The sequence below is a fragment of the Streptomyces endophyticus genome, assembly GCF_035798155.1.
GTDB lineage: Bacteria > Actinomycetota > Actinomycetes > Streptomycetales > Streptomycetaceae > Streptomyces > Streptomyces endophyticus.
Map to the genome: position 1 here is coordinate 140,098 of NZ_JAOZYC010000149.1, position 17,318 is coordinate 157,415.

Consider the following 17,318-nt stretch of genomic DNA (forward strand, 5'->3'; position numbering starts at 1 on the left):
ACCCCTTACAGCTTCATCAGGCTGGCGTCGTCGACCGAGGCCGAGTGGCGGGAACGGAACAGCGACACGATGATCGCGAGCCCGACCACGACCTCGGCGGCGGCGACGACCATCGTGAAGAACGCGATGATCTGGCCGTCGAGATTGCCGTGCATACGGGAGAACGTGACGAACGCGAGGTTGCACGCGTTCAGCATCAGCTCGATGCACATGAACACGACGATCGCGTTCCGCCTGATGAGCACGCCGGTGGCGCCGATCGTGAACAACAGGGCGGCGAGATACAGGTAGTTGACCGGATTCACTTCGACGCCTCCTCGGCCCGGTCGCGGTCCGAGCGCTCCAGGCGGTCGGACGACCGCTGCTCCAGAGCCTTCAGATCACTCATCGCCTCACCGGAGACATCCCGGATCTGACCGCGCTCGCGCAGCGTCTGCATGACCGTGAGCTCCGAGGGGGTGCCGTCGGGCAGCAGGCCGGCGATGTCCACCGCGTTGTGCCGGGCGTAGACGCCCGGGGCGGGCAGCGGCGGGAGGTGCTTGCCCTCGCGCACCCGCTCCTCCGCCAACTCGCGCTGTGTCTTGGCCCGTTCGGTGCGCTCGCGGTGCGTGAGCACCATCGCGCCGACGGTGGCCGTGATCAGCAGGGCGCCGGTGATCTCGAAGGCGAAGACGTACTTGGTGAAGATGAGGGACGCGAGGCCCTCCACGTTCCCCCCGGCGTTCGCCTTGCCGAGGCCGTTGAACTGCTTCAGCGAGGCCTGGCCGATCCCCGCGATGAGCAGCACCCCGAAGCCGAGCCCGCACAGGGCGGCGAGCCAGCGCTGCCCCTTGATGGTCTCCGTCAGGGAGTCGGCCGCGGTGACGCCGACGAGCATCACCACGAAGAGGAACAGCATCATGATCGCGCCCGTGTAGACGACGATCTGCACGATGCCCAGGAAGTACGCCCCGTTGGCCAGGTAGAAGATCGCCAGGATGATCATGGTGCCCGCCAGGCACAGGGCGCTGTGCACGGCCTTCTTCATCAGGATCGTGCACAGGGCGCCGATGACGGCGACCGTGCCGAGGATCCAGAACTGGAAGGCCTCACCGGTGGAGGTGCCCGCGGCGAGCGTGGCTGTCGCGGTGAGTTGCGCGCTCATACGTCCACCCCCTCCGCGTCCTCGGAGGGCTTCTCGCCCTTGGAGACGGCCACTTGGCGCTCCGTGCCGGGCGCCGCCTCGGTGACGAGACCCCGGTAGTAGTCCTGCTCGTCCGTGCCGGGGAAGATCGAGTGCGGGCTGTCGACCATGCCCTCGTCGAGCCCGGACAGCAGCTGCTCCTTGGTGTAGATGAGGTTGGCGCGGCTGCTGTCGGCCAGCTCGAACTCGTTCGTCATCGTCAGCGCGCGCGTGGGGCACGCCTCGATGCACAGTCCGCACAGAATGCAGCGGGCGTAGTTGATCTGGTAGACGCGGCCGTAGCGCTCACCCGGCGAGTAGCGCTCCTCCTCCGTGTTGTCCGCGCCCTCCACGTAGATCGCGTCCGCCGGGCAGGCCCAGGCGCACAGCTCGCAGCCGATGCACTTCTCCAGGCCGTCCGGATGGCGGTTGAGCTGGTGCCTGCCGTGAAAGCGGGGAGCAGTGGTCTTCGGTTGCTCCGGGTACTGCTCGGTCAGCCGCTTCTTGAACATGGCCTTGAAGGTCACGCCGAAGCCGGCGACGGGATTCTGGAACCCCGGCTCGGTGTCCTTCTGCTGGCCGGAGTTGGTCTCGTCAGCCATCGGACGCCTCCTTTCCTTCGCGAGATCCGCCAAGCGACTCGTCACTCTGAGTATCGGGGCCACCACTGACAATCAGCTCCCGCTCCCGGCGGGGGCTCCTGCGTGGCACGGGCGGCAGTGTCTGTCCGGGCAGCGGCGGCACGGGGAACCCGCCCGCCATCGGGTCGAAGGCGACGGGCTCTTCGGCGGCCTCGCGCTGCTTGGCCCCGCGGTCGCGGAAGATGTCCACGACGAACGAAAGGATCAGGACCACAAGGATCGCGGCGCCGACGTACAGGGCGATGGAGGCGAAGTCGTAGTTCTCGTTGCGCAGCGTCCGCACGGTCGCCACCAGCATCAGCCACACCACGGAGACCGGGATGAGGACCTTCCAGCCGAGCTTCATCAGCTGGTCGTAGCGGACGCGGGGCAGCGTGCCGCGCAGCCAGATGAAGAAGAACAGCAGCAGCTGGACCTTGATGACGAACCAGAGCATCGGCCACCAGCCGTGGTTCGCGCCCTCCCAGAACGTGGAGATCGGCCATGGTGCGCGCCAGCCGCCCAGGAAGAGCGTCACGGACACCGCCGAGACCGTCACCATGTTCACATACTCGGCGAGCATGAACATCGCGAACTTGATGGACGAGTACTCGGTGTTGAAGCCGCCGACGAGGTCACCCTCGGACTCCGGCATGTCGAACGGCGCACGGTTCGTCTCGCCGACCATCGTCACGATGTAGATCAGGAACGACACCGGCAGCAGCACGATGTACCAGCGGTCGTGCTGCTGGGCGACGATCTCCGAGGTCGACATCGAGCCCGAGTAGAGGAACACCGACGCGAAGGCCGCGCCCATCGCGATCTCGTACGAGATCATCTGCGCGCAGGAGCGCAGACCACCGAGCAGCGGATACGTCGACCCGGACGACCAGCCCGCGAGGACGATGCCGTAGATGCCGACGGAGGCGACCGCGAGGATGTAGAGCATCGCGATCGGCAGGTCGGTGAGCTGCATCGTCGTGCGCTGGCCGAAGATCGAGACCTCGTTGCCCGCCGGGCCGAACGGGATCACGGCGATCGCCATGAAGGCGGGGATCGCCGCGATGACCGGCGCGAGGATGTAGACCACCTTGTCCGCGCGCTTGACGACCACGTCTTCCTTGAGCATCAGCTTCATGCCGTCGGCGAGCGACTGGAGCATGCCCCAGGGGCCGTGCCGGTTCGGGCCGATGCGCAGCTGCATCCAGGCGACGACCTTGCGCTCCCACACGATGGAGAACAGCACGGTCAACATCAGGAAGGCGAAGCAGAAGACGGCCTTGACGACGACGAGCCACCAGGGGTCGCGGCCGAACATGGAGAGGTCTTCCAGAGCGAGCGCGTTCATGACTGCACCTCCGGGGCTCCGGCGGCGACGGCCGGGCCGATCTTCACCAGGTCGCCGGGGACGGCCCCTGTGTCCGAAGCGACGCCGCCGCCCTCGGAGTTGAGCGGCAGCCACACGACGCGGTCGGGCATCTCGGTGACCTGGAGCGGGAACGCGACGCTGCCCAGTGCCCCGGTGACCGTCAGTACGTCGCCGTCCTTCACGCCCGCCTCCGCGGCGGTCGCGGCGGACACGCGCGCGTGGGCGGCGTGCCGGGTCCCGGCAAGAGCGTCGTCGCCCTCCTGGAGGCGGCCCAGGTCGAGCAGCAGCCGGTGTCCGGCGAGGACGGCCTCTCCGGAGGAGGGGCGCGGCAGCTGGCCTGTCGTCTCCTGGGGCTCGGTCGCGTGCGGTCCGTCCCAGTTGCCCAGACGGTCCAACTCGCCGCGCAGCGAACGCAGATCGGGGAGCCCCAGGTGGACGTCCATGGCGTCCGCCACCATCTGCAGCACGCGCGCGTCCGTGGGCGCGACGCGACGCGTCATCTGGTCGGGCTTCAGCGCGGCCTCGAACATCCGGGCGCGCCCCTCCCAGTTGAGGAACGTGCCCGCCTTCTCGGCGACCGCGGCCACCGGAAGGACGACGTCGGCGTGGTCGGTGACCTCACTGGGCCGCTGCTCCAGGGAGATCAGGAAACCCACCTCGTGAAGCGCTTCACGCGCGCGTGCCGGAGCGGGCAGGTCGGCGACCTCTACCCCGGCCACCACAAGGGCGTGCAGTTCACCGGTGGCCGCGGCCTCCACGATCTGCCCGGTGTCCCGCCCGAAGCGGTGCGGCAGTTCGGCCACACCCCAGGCGGCGGCGACCTGGTCCCGCGCGCGCGGGTCGGTCACGGGCCTGCCGCCCGGCAGCAGCGACGGCAGCGCGCCCGCCTCGACGGCGCCGCGCTCACCGGCCCGGCGCGGGATCCACACCAGTTCGGCCCCGGTCGCGGACGCGGCCCGTACGGCGGCGGTGAGACCGCCTGCCACGGCCGCGACCCGCTCGCCGACGACGATCACGGCGCCTTCGCCGCGCAGCGCCTGCGCGGCGTCCGCTCCCCCGCCTTCGAGGTCAACACCGGAGGCGAGCGCGTCGAGCCACTCGGGCTCGGTGCCGGGAGCGGCGGGCAGCAGCGTGCCACCCGCCTTCTCCAGGCCGCGCGTCGCATACGTAGAAAGCGAGTAGACCTTCTGTCCGTGTCCCCGCCACGCCTTGCGGAGCTTGAGGAAGACGCCGGGCGCCTCCTCCTCCGACTCGAACCCGACGAGGAGGACGGCGGGCGCCTTCTCCAGCGCCTTGTACGTGACCCCGCTGCCGTCCAGGTCGCGGCCGCGACCGGCGACGCGTGCCGCCAGGAAGTCGGCTTCCTCGCTGCTGTGCACGCGCGCGCGGAAATCGATGTCGTTCGTGTCGAGGGCGATGCGCGCGAACTTGCTGTACGCGTAGGCGTCCTCGACGGTGAGGCGGCCACCGGTGAGCACGCCGGCCCGGCCACGGGCGGCGGCGAGCCCGCGCGCGGCGGTCTCCAGCGCCTCCGGCCAGGAAGCGGGCCGCAGTTCACCGCTCTCCGCGTCCCGTACGAGGGGGTGGGTGAGCCGGTCGGGCTTCTGCGCGTAGCGGAAGCCGAAGCGGCCCTTGTCGCAGATCCACTCCTCGTTGACCTCGGGGTCGTCGGCCGCGAGGCGGCGCATGACCTTGCCGCGCCGGTGGTCGGTGCGGGTCGCACAGCCGCCCGCGCAGTGCTCGCACACCGACGGCGACGACACGAGGTCGAAGGGGCGGGAGCGGAACCGGTACGCCGCCGAGGTCAGCGCGCCGACCGGGCAGATCTGGATGGTGTTCCCGGAGAAGTACGACTCGAAGGGGTCACCCTCACCCGTGCCGACCTGCTGGAGCGCGCCGCGCTCGATCAGCTCGATCATCGGGTCGCCCGCGATCTGGTTGGAGAACCGGGTGCAGCGCGCGCACAGTACGCACCGCTCGCGGTCGAGCAGCACCTGCTTCGAGATCGGGACCGGCTTCTCGTAGGTGCGCTTCTTCCCCTCGAAGCGCGAGTCGGACTGCCCGTGCGACATCGCCTGGTTCTGCAGCGGACACTCGCCGCCCTTGTCGCAGACCGGGCAGTCGAGGGGGTGGTTGATGAGCAGCAGCTCCATGACCCCCTTCTGCGCCTTCTCGGCGACCGGGGAGGAGAGCTGGCTCTTGACCACCATGCCGTCGGTGCAGGTGATGGTGCAGGACGCCATCGGCTTGCGCTGGCCCTCCACCTCCACGATGCACTGCCGGCAGGCGCCAGCCGGGTCGAGCAGCGGGTGGTCGCAGAAGCGCGGGATCTCGATGCCGAGCATCTCGGCGGCCCGGATGACCAGGGTCCCCTTGGGGACGCTGATCTCGATCCCGTCGATCGTCAACGACACGAGGTCTTCGGGCGGGACCGCCGCCTCGCCGCCCCCGGAGGGAGCGCTAGTGGTCACAGTCATGCGTTCACCTCCGTGCGGTGCTTGTCGCCCCGGCCGGCCCACAGCGTGGACCTGGCCGGGTCGAAGGGGCAGGCCTTGCCCGTGATGTGCTGCTCGTACTCCTCGCGGAAGTACTTGAGCGAGGAGAAGATCGGCGAGGCGGCGCCGTCGCCGAGGGCGCAGAACGACTTGCCGTTGATGTTGTCGGCGATGTCGTTCAGCTTGTCGAGGTCGGACATCGTGCCCTTGCCGGCCTCGATGTCCCGCAGCAACTGCACGAGCCAGTACGTTCCTTCACGGCACGGCGTGCACTTGCCGCAGGACTCGTGGGCGTAGAACTCGGTCCACCTCGTGACCGCGCGCACGACGCAGGTCGTCTCGTCGAAGCACTGCAACGCCTTGGTGCCGAGCATCGATCCGGCGGCGCCGACACCCTCGTAGTCGAGGGGCACGTCGAGGTGCTCCTCGGTGAACATCGGGGTCGAACTGCCGCCCGGGGTCCAGAACTTGAGCCGGTGTCCCGGCCGCATGCCGCCGCTCATGTCGAGCAGCTGGCGCAGCGTGATGCCGAGCGGGGCCTCGTACTGGCCGGGGCCCGCGACGTGGCCGCTGAGCGAGTAGAGCGTGAAGCCGGGCGACTTCTCGCTCCCCATCGATTTGAACCAGTCCTTCCCCCGATTGATGATTGCGGGAACCGACGCGATGGACTCGACGTTGTTCACCACAGTGGGGCAGGCGTAGAGGCCGGCGACGGCGGGGAAGGGGGGACGGAGTCGCGGCTGACCACGGCGGCCTTCGAGCGAGTCCAGGAGTGCGGTCTCCTCACCACAGATGTACGCGCCCGCGCCGGCGTGCACGGTGAGTTCGAGGTTGAGACCGCTGCCCAGGACGTTCTGCCCGAGATACCCCGCGGCGTAGGCCTCGCGCACGGCCTCGTGCAAGCGCCGCAGTACGGGGACCACTTCACCGCGCAAGTAGATGAACGCGTGCTCGGAACGGATCGCGTAACAAGCGATCACGATGCCCTCGATGAGGCTGTGCGGGTTCGCGAAGAGGAGCGGGATGTCCTTGCAGGTCCCCGGCTCCGATTCGTCGGCGTTGACAACTAGATAGTGCGGTTTGCCGTCTCCCTGCGGGATGAACTGCCACTTCATCCCGGTCGGGAACCCGGCACCACCACGCCCGCGGAGCCCCGAGTCCTTCACATACGCGATCAGGTCGTCCGGCGCCATGGCGAGGGCCTTGCGCAGTCCCTCGTATCCCTCGTGCCGGCGGTACACATCCAAAGACCAGGACTTGTCCTGGTCCCAGAAGGCCGACAGGACCGGAGAGAGCAGCTTCTCCGGGCTGGTGTCGTTGTTCTCGATCTCGGCTGCCAAGGTCATCACTCCCCCTCCTCGGCGGTCGGTCCAGCTGGGTGCTGCGGGTCGGACGCCGATGTGTCCTGCGGCGCGTCGTGCGAGCTCAAGTGCTCGGTGGGCGACGGGTCGTGGGGCGGCTCGCCCTCGACGTTCTCGCCGCGCGGGTGGACCACGCGCGCGGGCGGCGCCTCACCCTTGGCCAGGCGGAGCCCGATCAGCGAGGCGGGCCCCGCGCTGCCACCGGCCTCGACGGCTCCGGCCCGCTCGTCGGGGAAACCGGCCAGGATGCGCGCGGTCTCCTTGAAGGTGCACAAGGGAGCTCCGCGCGTGGGTGACACCTCGGCGTCCGTGCGCAGGTCGTCGACGAGCCGCTTGGCGGTCTCGGGCGTCTGGTTGTCGAAGAACTCCCAGTTGACCATCACTACGGGAGCGAAATCACAAGCGGCGTTGCACTCGATGTGCTCCAGCGTGATCTTGCCGTCGTCCGTGGTGCCGTTGTTGCCGACACCGAGGTGCTCCTGGAGCGACTCGAAGATGGCGTCGCCGCCCATAACGGCGCACAACGTGTTGGTGCAGACGCCCACTTGATAGTCGCCGCTCGGCTTCCTGCGGTACATCGTGTAGAAGGTCGCGACGGCCGTGACCTCGGCGGTGGTCAGGCCGAGCGTGTCCGCGCAGAACTGCATTCCGGTGCGCGTCACATGCCCCTCCTCCGACTGCACGAGGTGCAGCAGCGGAAGCAGCGCCGAGCGGGAGCCGGGATAGCGGGAGACGATCTCCTTCGCGTCGGCCTCCAGGCGGGTTCGGACGTCGTCCGGGTACGCGGGCGCGGGCAGCTGTGGCATGCCCAGACTCACGCCCTGCTCCGAAGAACTGGTGGTCACCGGTCGACGCCTCCCATCACGGGGTCGATGGACGCGACGGCGACGATGACGTCGGCGACCTGGCCGCCCTCGCACATCGCCGCCATGGCCTGAAGGTTGGTGAAGGACGGGTCGCGGTAGTGGACCCTGAACGGGCGGGTGCCGCCATCGGACACGGCGTGCACACCCAGCTCGCCCTTGGGCGACTCCACGGCCGTGTAGGCCTGTCCCGGCGGGACGCGGAAGCCCTCGGTCACCAGCTTGAAGTGGTGGATGAGGGCCTCCATGGAGGTGCCCATGATGTTCTTGATGTGGTCGAGCGAGTTGCCGAGACCGTCCGGGCCGAGGGCCAGTTGGGCGGGCCAGGCGATCTTCTTGTCGCCGACCATGACCGGACCCGGCTCCAGGCGGTCCAGGCACTGCTCGACGATGCGCAGCGACTGGCGCATCTCCTCCAGGCGGATCAGGAAGCGCCCGTAGGAGTCGCAGGTGTCGGCGGTCGGGATGTCGAACTCGTAGTTCTCGTAGCCGCAGTACGGCTGCGCCTTGCGCAGGTCGTGCGGCAGGCCGGCGGAGCGCAGGACCGGTCCTGTGGCGCCGAGGGCCATGCAGCCCGCGAGGTCGAGGTAGCCGACGTCCTGCATACGGGCCTTGAAGATGGGGTTCCCGGTGGCGAGCTTGTCGTACTCGGGAAGGTTCTTCTTCATCTTCTTCACGAACTCGCGGAGCTGGTCCACCGCGCCGGGCGGCAGGTCCTGGGCGAGCCCGCCGGGCCGGATGTACGCGTGGTTCATCCGCAGGCCGGTGATCAACTCGTAGATGTCGAGAACGAGTTCACGATCGCGGAATCCGTAGATCATGATCGTGGTCGCACCGAGCTCCATGCCGCCGGTGGCGATGGCCACCAGGTGCGAGGACAACCGGTTCAGCTCCATGAGGAGCACGCGGATGATGCTGGCGCGGTCCGGGACCTCGTCCTCGATGCCGAGGAGCTTCTCGACGGCGAGGCAGTACGCCGTCTCGTTGTAGAACGGCGTGAGGTAGTCCATGCGCGTCACGAACGTGGTGCCCTGGGTCCACGTGCGGTACTCGAGGTTCTTCTCGATGCCGGTGTGGAGGTAGCCGATGCCGCAGCGGGCCTCGGTGACCGTCTCGCCGTCGATCTCCAGGATCAGACGCAACACACCGTGTGTGGACGGGTGTTGCGGCCCCATGTTGACGATGATGCGCTCGTCGTCGGACTTGGCCGCCGCCTGGGCGACCTCGTCCCAGTCACCTCCGGTGACCGTGTAGACGGTGCCTTCGGTGGTCTCGCGGGGAGACGCGGAAGCTGCAGAAGGAGTGGTCACGAGTACGACCTCCGCTGGTCCGGAGCCGGGATCTGGGCGCCCTTGTACTCGACGGGGATGCCGCCGAGGGGATAGTCCTTGCGCTGCGGGAAGCCCTGCCAGTCGTCCGGCATCATGATTCGCGTCAGCGCCGGGTGGCCGTCGAAGACGAGCCCGAAGAAGTCGTACGCCTCGCGCTCGTGCCAGTCGTTCGTCGGATACACCGGGACCAGGGACGGGACGTGCGGGTCCGCGTCGGGCGCGGAGACCTCGATGCGGATCAACCGGTTGTGGGTGATCGAGCGCAGGTGGTAGACGGCGTGCAGCTCGCGGCCCTTGTCCTCGGGGTAGTGCACCGCCGAGACCCCCGTGCACAGCTCGAAGCGCAGGGCCGGGTCGTCGCGCAGGGTGCGGGCGACGCGGACCAGGTGCTCGCGCTCGATGTGGAAGGTGAGCTCGTCGCGGTCGACGACCGTCTTGTCGATGGCGTTCTCGGGGACGAGGCCCTGTTCCTCCAGGGCGCCCTCCAGCTCGTCCGCCACCTCGTCGAACCAGCCGCCGTAGGGGCGGGAGGTTTCGCCGGGCAGCCGGACCGAGCGGACGAGGCCGCCGTAGCCGGAGGTGTCGCCGCCGTTGTTGGCGCCGAACATGCCGCGCTGGACGCGGATCTCCTCGCCCTGATCCCCGCGCTGCCCTGGGAGGTTGGAGGCGCTTGACGAATCACGGCCCTTTTCGGGGTTGACCCCGTTGCTGTGTGCGTCGCTCACCGCAGCAGCCCCTTCATCTCGATCGTCGGGAGCGCCTTGAGCGCCGCTTCCTCCGCCTCGCGGGCCGCCTCCTCGGCGTTCACGCCGAGCTTGGAGGTCTGGATCTTCTGATGGAGCTTGAGAATCGCGTCCACCAGCATCTCGGGCCGGGGCGGGCAACCGGGCAGATAGATGTCGACCGGGACGACATGGTCGACGCCCTGCACGATCGCGTAGTTGTTGAACATCCCGCCGGAGGATGCGCAGACACCCATGGAGATGACCCACTTGGGGTTCGGCATCTGGTCATAGACCTGGCGAAGGACGGGCGCCATCTTCTGGCTCACCCGCCCGGCCACGATCATCAGGTCCGCCTGGCGAGGCGATCCGCGGAAGACCTCCATGCCGAACCGCGCCAGGTCGTAGCGGCCCGCGCCCGTCGTCATCATTTCGATGGCGCAACAAGCGAGCCCGAACGTGGCGGGAAAGACGGACGACTTGCGCACCCAGCCCGCGGCCTGCTCGACGGTGGTCAGCAGGAATCCGCTCGGCAGCTTTTCTTCGAGTCCCATTGGTCTGTGGCTCCTGGTCTCCCCTATACGGGGCTCAGTCCCATTCCAGGCCGCCGCGCCGCCATACGTACGCGTACGCGACGAAGACGGTGAGCACGAAGAGCAGCATCTCTACGAGCCCGAACACCCCTAGGGCGTCGAAGGTGACGGCCCAGGGGTAGAGAAAGACGATCTCGATGTCGAAGACGATGAAGAGCATCGCCGTCAGGTAGTACTTGATGGGGAAGCGCCCGCCACCGGCCGGCGTGGGGGTCGGCTCGATCCCGCACTCATAGGCCTCTAGCTTGGCCCGGTTGTACCGCTTTGGACCGATAAGCGTGGCCATGACCACGGAGAAGATCGCAAAGCCTGCCCCGAGGGCTCCCAGTACGAGGATGGGCGCATAAGCGTTCACCGCTCCTCGCTCCTCTCAGTCGGCACTGACTGCTGCTGGCGGTTGCATGAGTTCGCACCCCGCCCCCACGTCCCGCGAACAGTCGAAGATCGCCTACATGTGAAGCGGGTCACAAGCCCAACTTGCCCCGCATCCTATGCCTGCAACTCTGTGATCTGCGACACGGGGTGCGCCAACTACTTTGTGATCTCCACCACCTGACGAAGGATCATGAAGTCGGATGAGCGGTGATCTTCACACGCGAAGCACCTGAGTGATCACCAGTGGTGACATCTTGCCGCGTCACCCCTGGTCGGAGAGGTGCGCCCACTATCAAGACGCGGAGAGTGCAGGCAAATTGGTGCTGGACGCGGTTGGCTGATAGTGGACGTCGTTCACACCTTGGAGGGACGGGTGTGAATGGAAGTGGACGCGAGATGTGTCCATCGGGTGTGCACCGCATCCCCTAGGGGTCCACATGTGACCTGTGTCACGCGTCTACCACACCGTCAGAAACCGGGCTTGGCCAAGTGCCTCAACGGGTGGTAAGCGTCGGGCAATTCGGGCGTATTGCAGAAACCCCATGCTCAGGGCCGCACGGAAGGCTGTCCGCTTTGCCCGTTACGGCGTCAATAAAGCCTGTCGGACACGGGTTTCGACCCCCTGCTTCACAACTGTGGCGCACCACACGTTTCTTGAAGGGATCGGGGAGGCCCTGATACCGGTTGGTCTCATGTCCCACACCGCTCACATACCCAGCCACCGGAAGCCCCGTCGCAGCGCCTCGAAGATGGCCCTGCGCGCCGGAGTTACCGGTGGCGTCCTCAGCACCCTGGCAGTCGCTGGTGCGGCTGGTTCGGCCAATGCCGCCGAGCCGGTGACGCAGACCATCGAGATGCCCACGCTCACCACCGACCTCTCCTCTCAGGTCGCCCAGTCCGCGGACGCCACCCAGCAGGCCGCGGCCAACTACCAGGTCCAGGCCGAGCGCGACGCCGCCTTCGACAAGGCCGCGGACCAGGCGAAGAAGGACCAGGTCGCCGCCGAGAAGAAGGCGGAGGCCAAGAAGAAGGCCGAAGCCAAGGCGAAGGCCGAGGCCGCCGCCAAGCGTGAGGCCGCCGAGAAGGCCGCCGCCTCCCGCTCCAGCGAGCGCACCACGCTCCAGGCGACCACGGCGTCCTCCTCCGACGAGGCCCCCGCGCCGGCCAGCGGCTCCGCCGCCGCCGTGGTCTCGTTCGTCAAGTCGCACATCGGCGACGCCTACGTGTCCGGTGGCACGGGTCCCAGCTCCTGGGACTGCTCGGGCCTGGTGCAGGCCGCGTACAAGCAGGCCGGTGTCGACCTGCCGCGCGTCTCGCAGGACCAGTCGACCCAGGGCACCCAGGTCGGCCTGGACAACCTGCAGGCCGGCGACATCCTCTACTGGGGTGGCTCCGGCAGCGCCTACCACGTCGCGATCTACGTGGGCGGCGGCAAGTTCGTCGGCGCGCAGAACTCCTCGACCGGTGTCGTCGAGCAGCCGCTCTCCTACGACCAGCCGACCGGCGCCGTTCGCGTTCTCTGAGCGCCTCCCTGAATGCCTCTCTGAGGGCCCCGGCGAACTGCCGGGCCCTCGGGGATCCCTGCGGCCCCCACAGGCCGCACACAGCCGCCTGAAGCCCCCCAGGGCCTTCACGGCGACTCCACAGTGCGCAAGCCGAAAGGCCGCCGCTCCCCTCACGGGGTGCGGCGGCCTTCGGTGTTTATACGGAAAAACCGGGACAGCGCTGCCTCGGAACCGCGGCTCAGGACTGCGGGGCGAGCTCGCCCATCTCGCCCCAACCCTCGTTCGGGATATCGGCGTTGATGATCTCCGGGGTGGCGGCGATGAGCGGGGCCATGGCGTCCAGGCCCGCCTTGAAGTGGTCGGAGCCGACGTGCGCGGCGCCGGCGTCGCCGTCCCGGAAGCCCTCCAGGAGCACGAACTGGTTCGGGTCCTCGACGCTGCGGGACCAGTCGAAGAAGAGGTTGCCCTCCTCGGCGCGGGTGGCCGCGGTGAACGCGGCGGTCTTCTCCAGCCACGAGCCGGCGTGCTCGGGGCGGACGGTGAACTTCACGGCGATGAAAATCATGGGTCCACCCTGCCCCGAGCCGCCCGGCCCGGCAAAGTCGGGCCGGGCGCCGCGCAGGTCAGGCCCTGGTCAGGACTTCGGCGCGACCTTGGTCAGCCCGTTGATGACCCGGTCCATCGCGTCGCCGCCCGTCGGGTCCGTCAGGTTCGCGAGCATCTTCAGCGTGAACTTCATCAGCATCGGGTGGGTCAGACCGCGCTGCGTCGCGATCTTCATGACCTTCGGGTTGCCGATGAGCTTCACGAAGGCGCGGCCCATCGTGTAGTAGCCGCCGTAGGTGTCCTTGAGGACCTTCGGGTAGCGCTGGAGGGCCAGTTCGCGCTGGGCGACGGTGGCGCGCGCGTGGGCCTGCACGATGACGTCGGCCGCGATCTGGCCTGACTCCATGGCGTACGCGATGCCCTCGCCGTTGAACGGGTTGACCAGGCCGCCCGCGTCGCCGACCAGGAGCAGGCCCTTGGTGTAGTGCGGCTGGCGGTTGAAGGCCATGGGGAGGGCGGCCCCGCGGATCGGCATCGTCATGTTGTCCGGGGTGTACCCCCAGTCCTCGGGCATCGACGCGCACCAGGCCTTGAGGACCTCGCGCCAGTCCAACTCACGGAAGGCCTTCGAGGAGTTGAGGATGCCGAGGCCGACGTTGGACGTGCCGTCGCCCATGCCGAAGATCCAGCCGTAGCCGGGCAGCAGCCGGTCCTCGGCGCCGCGCCGGTCCCACAGCTCCAGCCAGGACTCCAGGTAGTCGTCGTCGTGGCGGGGCGACGTGAAGTACGTACGGACGGCGACGCCCATGGGGCGGTCCTCGCGGCGGTGCAGGCCCATCGCGAGCGACAGACGCGTGGAGTTGCCGTCGGCGGCGACCACCAGCGGGGCGTGGAACGTCACCGGGGTCTTCTCTTCGCCCAGCTTCGCGTGCACGCCCGTGATGTGGCCCGTGCGCTCGTCGATGATCGGGGCGCCGACGTTGCACCGCTCGTACAGGCGGGCGCCGCCCTTCTGGGCCTGCCGCGCGAGCTGCTCGTCGAAGTCGTCGCGCTTGCGAACGAGACCGTAGTCCGGGTACGAGGCGAGGTCGGGCCAGTCGAGCTGGAGGCGGACGCCGCCACCGATGATGCGCAGGCCCTTGTTGCGCAGCCAGCCGGCCTCCTCGGAGATGTCGATGCCCATGGAGACGAGCTGCTTCGTGGCGCGCGGGGTGAGGCCGTCGCCGCACACCTTCTCGCGCGGAAAGGCCGTCTTCTCCAGCAGCAGGACGTCGAGGCCGGCCTTGGCGAGGTAGTAGGCGGTCGTCGAACCGGCGGGTCCGGCCCCGACGACGATCACGTCCGCGCTGTGTTCGGAGAGGGGCTTGGGCTGCTCGGTCACGGCTGGTTCTCCCCAGACTCGAAAACGGTGTGCCGTCCGGCACGGACATGGGCAGTCTATTCACCGCAGGTCGCCGATCCTTGGTCGGTCCTCGCCCCCGACGGCCTGCTTGTCCGGCCGGGGGTCCGGGGGTTGTCCCCCGGGAGAATGCAGCAGCGACAGAGATCGCCCAGCCGAAGGGTCAGCCCATGAGCCGAGTTCTGCCCGCCGTGGATCTGCGTGTCCCCACCCATGAGGACGCGCTCGCGTGGCACAGGGTGTTCGACCACCCCGATGTCATGGAGTTCCACGGAGGCGCGTCGGCGGAGCTCTCCGTGTACGAGGAGCTGACCGCGCGGCAGCGCAGGCACGAGGCGGAGCACGGATTCTGCCTGTGGACGATGACCGATGACACGGGGCACGTCATCGGGTTCACGGGCGCGCAGCCCTGGCCGGGCACCTGGGGGCCGGTCGGCGAGATCGAGATCGGCTGGCGGCTCGGGCGCGCGTACTGGGGGCAGGGGTACGCGACGGCGGCCGCGCGTCTGACGCTGGAGCAGGTGCGGGCGGCGGGCCTGCGGAGCGTCGTCGCGATGGTCGATGCCCGCAACGAGCGCTCGATCTCGGTGACGCGGCGCCTGGGCATGGAGCTGGCCGAGACGTTCGTGACGCCGAACGGGAAGCAGGGCCACTGCTTCCGCCTGGAGCTCTGAGCCCGGAGCCGCGACCGGACCTTCCGGACACCACGCCCCAAGGGCTACCCTTCCGGTACCTCCTGGGGGTGACATCTGTGGTGAAGACACCCAAGACGCCCAAGGTGCCGGATGCCGGGCCGCCGGACGTTCCCGTGCCGAAGCTCGTCGGCCTGATGGCGGTCGACGCGCGGCAGGCGGCCCGTGAGCACGGCGTGCTGATCGTGGCGGCGGACCGGGACGACTTCGAACGGGTGGCGGTGGAGTACGTGGTGCGCCAGTACCCGCTGCCCGGCGTCGAGGTGCCGCGGGACGCCGTCGTCACGATCTGGTTCGACCTCGGTGAGGGCGAGGGCGGTGGCGGCGCGGGCGTGCGCGTGCCGCGGGCGCCGGGGCCGCGGGGCGGCGGCATGCGCCGGGAGCTCGGCGAACCGGAGCTGCCGCCCACGCGCAGCGGGTCGTTCAGCCCGTGCCCATGACACGGGCCGTGGCCGGGGCTGTGGCCGTGACTGTGGCTGTGGCCGTCACGCCTTCTTGTAGCCCCGGTGCAGGGTGACGATGCCGCCGGTGAGGTCCCGCCAGGCCACCTGCTGCCAGCCGACGTTCTGCATCAGCGTGGCCAGCTCGGGCTGCGTGGGCCAGGCGCGGATGGACTCGGCGAGATAGACGTACGCGTCCGGGTTCGAGGACACCGCGCGCGCGACCGGCGGCAGGGCGCGCATCAGGTACTCGGTGTAGACGGTGCGGAAGGGCGCCCATGTCGGGTGGCTGAACTCGCAGATGACGACGCGGCCGCCCGGCTTGGTGACGCGGTGCATCTCGCTCAGCGCGACCTCGGTCTCCTGGATGTTGCGCAGCCCGAAGGAGATGGTCACGGCGTCGAACGTGTCGTCCTTGAACGGCAGTTTCGTGCCGTCGCCCGCCGTGAACGGCATCCACGGGTGGCGCTCCTTGCCCACGCGCAGCATGCCGAGGGAGAAGTCGCAGGGGACGACATAGGCGCCCGCCTGAACGAAGGGCTGCGAGGAGGTGGCGGTGCCGGCGGCGAGGTCGAGGACCTTCTGCGCGGGGCGCGCGTCGACGGCCCTGGCGACCTCCTTGCGCCACAGCCGGGTCTGTCCCAGGGACAGCACGTCGTTGGTGAGGTCGTACTTCTCCGCCACGTCGTCGAACATCGAGGCGACTTCGTGGGGCTGCTTGTCCAGGGATGCACGGGTCACCCGGCCATTGTGGCAGGCGCCCCCCGACCACCGGCGGACGGCACCGGGGCCGACGCCTGTCGCTCTGGTTACGCGGCACCGGGCGCCGCCTTGCCCACCCTGCCGCCCAAGGCGGCAGATTGCCCAAGTCGGAGCGGCGACACCCCGTGCGACCGACGCCCCCGGAGGGGGCGGGTGGTGGGAGATGGGCGGCGGCAGGCGATTACCCGCGGGGAGGCGGGAGCAAGTCCCCCTGCGGGCGGGTGGGCAAAATCGAGCCCCGCTCCGGGACAAGAGCCAGCGGAACCGCGTGGCCGTAGCGCCGGTGCAGCCATCTAGAGCCCCTGCGGCGATTGAGCAGCGGGGTCCGGGGCGGAGCCCCGAGGCCGTAACGCCGGTGCCGCACCTCAAGCCCCGCGGCCGTAACACCGGTCCCGCGACTCAAGCCCCGAGGCCGCAACGCCGGTCCCGCGACTCAAGCCCGTGGCCGCAACGCCGGTCCCGCATCTCAAGCCCGTGGCCCGGTCACCGCCTCCGGTACACCAGGCGGCCGCCGATCACCGTCGCCACACACGTGGACGACCCCTTGGCGACCAGTTCGGCGCGGTCCGCGACGTCGAACACCACGAAGCGGGCCGGGCCGCCCACCGTCAGCCCCGGCAACAGCACCAGCGGCTTCGGGGAGAGGGACACGGGCCCCTGCAACCGCTCGGGGCGGCCGCCGAAGACGAGGCCCGAGCGCTGCGCCACCTCAAGGACCGGCTTGGCGCGCAATTCCCCCGCCAGGGCCACCGTCCCGTGCGCGAACAGCCGCTGCACGCCCCGCCGGGCACTCGCGCCCAGCCGGGACGGGTCCGCGCGGAAGATCTCCCGTGCCCGCCCGCCACCGATCGGCACCGTCCCGTACGTGTCCGCCTCACGCGGATCCGGGTGGTACGTGTGCTCCAGGATCTCGGGACCGTACGGGTTGAGGAGGCCCGGGGTGAGGATGCCGGGCCAGCGGCGCACCCGCGCCTGCGGGTGCGCGGCGGCCAGCTCCTCGTACGGTCCGAGCGCCTTGATGGTCTCGCCCTCGACGAGGACGGCCGCCCCGTCGGCCTCGGTGACGTGAAGTGTCGTCAAGAC

The 17,318-nt window shown here is 69.1% G+C and carries 18 protein-coding genes; 3 read left to right on the forward strand and 15 right to left on the reverse strand.

Features of this window, described 5'->3' with window-relative positions:
- Positions 1–5: 5 nt before the first annotated feature.
- The 11 genes from nuoK to OKJ99_RS29630 are packed head-to-tail and all read right to left on the reverse strand — an operon-like array spanning position 6 to position 10,871.
- The gene (gene nuoK / locus OKJ99_RS29580; RefSeq protein WP_020130147.1) at positions 6–305 is read right to left on the reverse strand and encodes an NADH-quinone oxidoreductase subunit NuoK; all 300 of its coding nucleotides are present in this window, start codon (positions 303–305) and stop codon (positions 6–8) included.
- Positions 302–1,144, reverse strand: a complete 843-nt coding sequence (locus OKJ99_RS29585) for an NADH-quinone oxidoreductase subunit J (protein WP_326020966.1) — start codon at positions 1,142–1,144, stop codon at positions 302–304. The genes nuoK and OKJ99_RS29585 overlap by 4 nt, the downstream gene beginning before the upstream one ends.
- Positions 1,141–1,764 (reverse strand): NADH-quinone oxidoreductase subunit NuoI, encoded by a 624-nt coding sequence (nuoI, locus tag OKJ99_RS29590; protein ID WP_326020968.1) that lies wholly within the window; start codon positions 1,762–1,764, stop codon positions 1,141–1,143. The genes OKJ99_RS29585 and nuoI overlap by 4 nt, the downstream gene beginning before the upstream one ends.
- Positions 1,757–3,130: an NADH-quinone oxidoreductase subunit NuoH gene (nuoH, locus tag OKJ99_RS29595; RefSeq protein WP_326020969.1), complete on the reverse strand. Its 1,374-nt coding sequence runs from the start codon at positions 3,128–3,130 to the stop codon at positions 1,757–1,759. The genes nuoI and nuoH overlap by 8 nt, the downstream gene beginning before the upstream one ends.
- Positions 3,127–5,628, reverse strand: coding sequence for an NADH-quinone oxidoreductase subunit G (locus OKJ99_RS29600; RefSeq protein WP_326020971.1), 2,502 nt, complete (start codon positions 5,626–5,628; stop codon positions 3,127–3,129). The genes nuoH and OKJ99_RS29600 overlap by 4 nt, the downstream gene beginning before the upstream one ends.
- Positions 5,625–6,995: an NADH-quinone oxidoreductase subunit NuoF gene (gene nuoF, locus OKJ99_RS29605; protein ID WP_326020972.1), complete on the reverse strand. Its 1,371-nt coding sequence runs from the start codon at positions 6,993–6,995 to the stop codon at positions 5,625–5,627. Before nuoF ends, OKJ99_RS29600 begins: the two co-directional genes overlap by 4 nt.
- Positions 6,992–7,852: an NADH-quinone oxidoreductase subunit NuoE gene (gene nuoE, locus OKJ99_RS29610; RefSeq protein ID WP_326020973.1), complete on the reverse strand. Its 861-nt coding sequence runs from the start codon at positions 7,850–7,852 to the stop codon at positions 6,992–6,994. Before nuoE ends, nuoF begins: the two co-directional genes overlap by 4 nt.
- A complete protein-coding gene (locus OKJ99_RS29615) occupies positions 7,849–9,180 on the reverse strand; it encodes an NADH-quinone oxidoreductase subunit D (RefSeq protein WP_326020974.1) in 1,332 nt (443 codons plus the stop codon). Before OKJ99_RS29615 ends, nuoE begins: the two co-directional genes overlap by 4 nt.
- The gene (locus OKJ99_RS29620) at positions 9,177–9,926 is read right to left on the reverse strand and encodes an NADH-quinone oxidoreductase subunit C (protein ID WP_326020975.1); all 750 of its coding nucleotides are present in this window, start codon (positions 9,924–9,926) and stop codon (positions 9,177–9,179) included. Before OKJ99_RS29620 ends, OKJ99_RS29615 begins: the two co-directional genes overlap by 4 nt.
- Complete coding sequence (locus OKJ99_RS29625) at positions 9,923–10,477, reverse strand: NuoB/complex I 20 kDa subunit family protein (protein ID WP_326020977.1); 555 nt, start codon at positions 10,475–10,477, stop codon at positions 9,923–9,925. Before OKJ99_RS29625 ends, OKJ99_RS29620 begins: the two co-directional genes overlap by 4 nt.
- A 34-nt stretch (positions 10,478–10,511) precedes the next feature.
- The gene (locus OKJ99_RS29630) at positions 10,512–10,871 is read right to left on the reverse strand and encodes an NADH-quinone oxidoreductase subunit A (protein ID WP_007383963.1); all 360 of its coding nucleotides are present in this window, start codon (positions 10,869–10,871) and stop codon (positions 10,512–10,514) included.
- 712 nt (positions 10,872–11,583) lie between these two features.
- Here OKJ99_RS29630 and OKJ99_RS29635 point away from each other — a divergent pair.
- Entirely contained in the window at positions 11,584–12,414 is an 831-nt protein-coding gene (locus tag OKJ99_RS29635) for a C40 family peptidase (protein WP_326020979.1), read from the forward strand.
- Positions 12,415–12,634: 220 nt separating this feature from the next.
- On the opposite strand, the gene OKJ99_RS29640 is transcribed toward OKJ99_RS29635, so the two are convergent.
- Together OKJ99_RS29640 and OKJ99_RS29645 are read right to left on the reverse strand one after the other, a co-directional pair.
- Positions 12,635–12,961, reverse strand: coding sequence for a putative quinol monooxygenase (locus OKJ99_RS29640; protein WP_326020981.1), 327 nt, complete (start codon positions 12,959–12,961; stop codon positions 12,635–12,637).
- Positions 12,962–13,030: 69 nt separating this feature from the next.
- Positions 13,031–14,323 carry a geranylgeranyl reductase family protein gene (locus OKJ99_RS29645; protein ID WP_326020983.1) on the reverse strand — a complete coding sequence of 431 codons (1,293 nt, stop codon included), beginning with the start codon at positions 14,321–14,323 and terminating at the stop codon, positions 13,031–13,033.
- A 188-nt stretch (positions 14,324–14,511) separates the two neighbouring features.
- Between OKJ99_RS29645 and OKJ99_RS29650 the strand changes: the two genes are divergently transcribed.
- A complete protein-coding gene (locus OKJ99_RS29650) occupies positions 14,512–15,015 on the forward strand; it encodes a GNAT family N-acetyltransferase (protein ID WP_326020984.1) in 504 nt (167 codons plus the stop codon).
- 155 nt (positions 15,016–15,170) lie between these two features.
- Positions 15,171–15,473, forward strand: coding sequence for a PASTA domain-containing protein (locus OKJ99_RS29655; RefSeq protein ID WP_407700793.1), 303 nt, complete (start codon positions 15,171–15,173; stop codon positions 15,471–15,473).
- Between the two features lie 45 nt (positions 15,474–15,518).
- On the opposite strand, the gene OKJ99_RS29660 is transcribed toward OKJ99_RS29655, so the two are convergent.
- Complete coding sequence (locus OKJ99_RS29660) at positions 15,519–16,214, reverse strand: demethylmenaquinone methyltransferase (protein WP_326020987.1); 696 nt, start codon at positions 16,212–16,214, stop codon at positions 15,519–15,521.
- A gap of 504 nt (positions 16,215–16,718) precedes the next feature.
- On the reverse strand, positions 16,719–17,315 hold the full coding sequence (locus tag OKJ99_RS29665; protein ID WP_326020989.1) for an imidazolonepropionase-like domain-containing protein: 597 nt from the start codon (positions 17,313–17,315) through the stop codon (positions 16,719–16,721).
- Positions 17,316–17,318 lie beyond the last annotated feature (3 nt).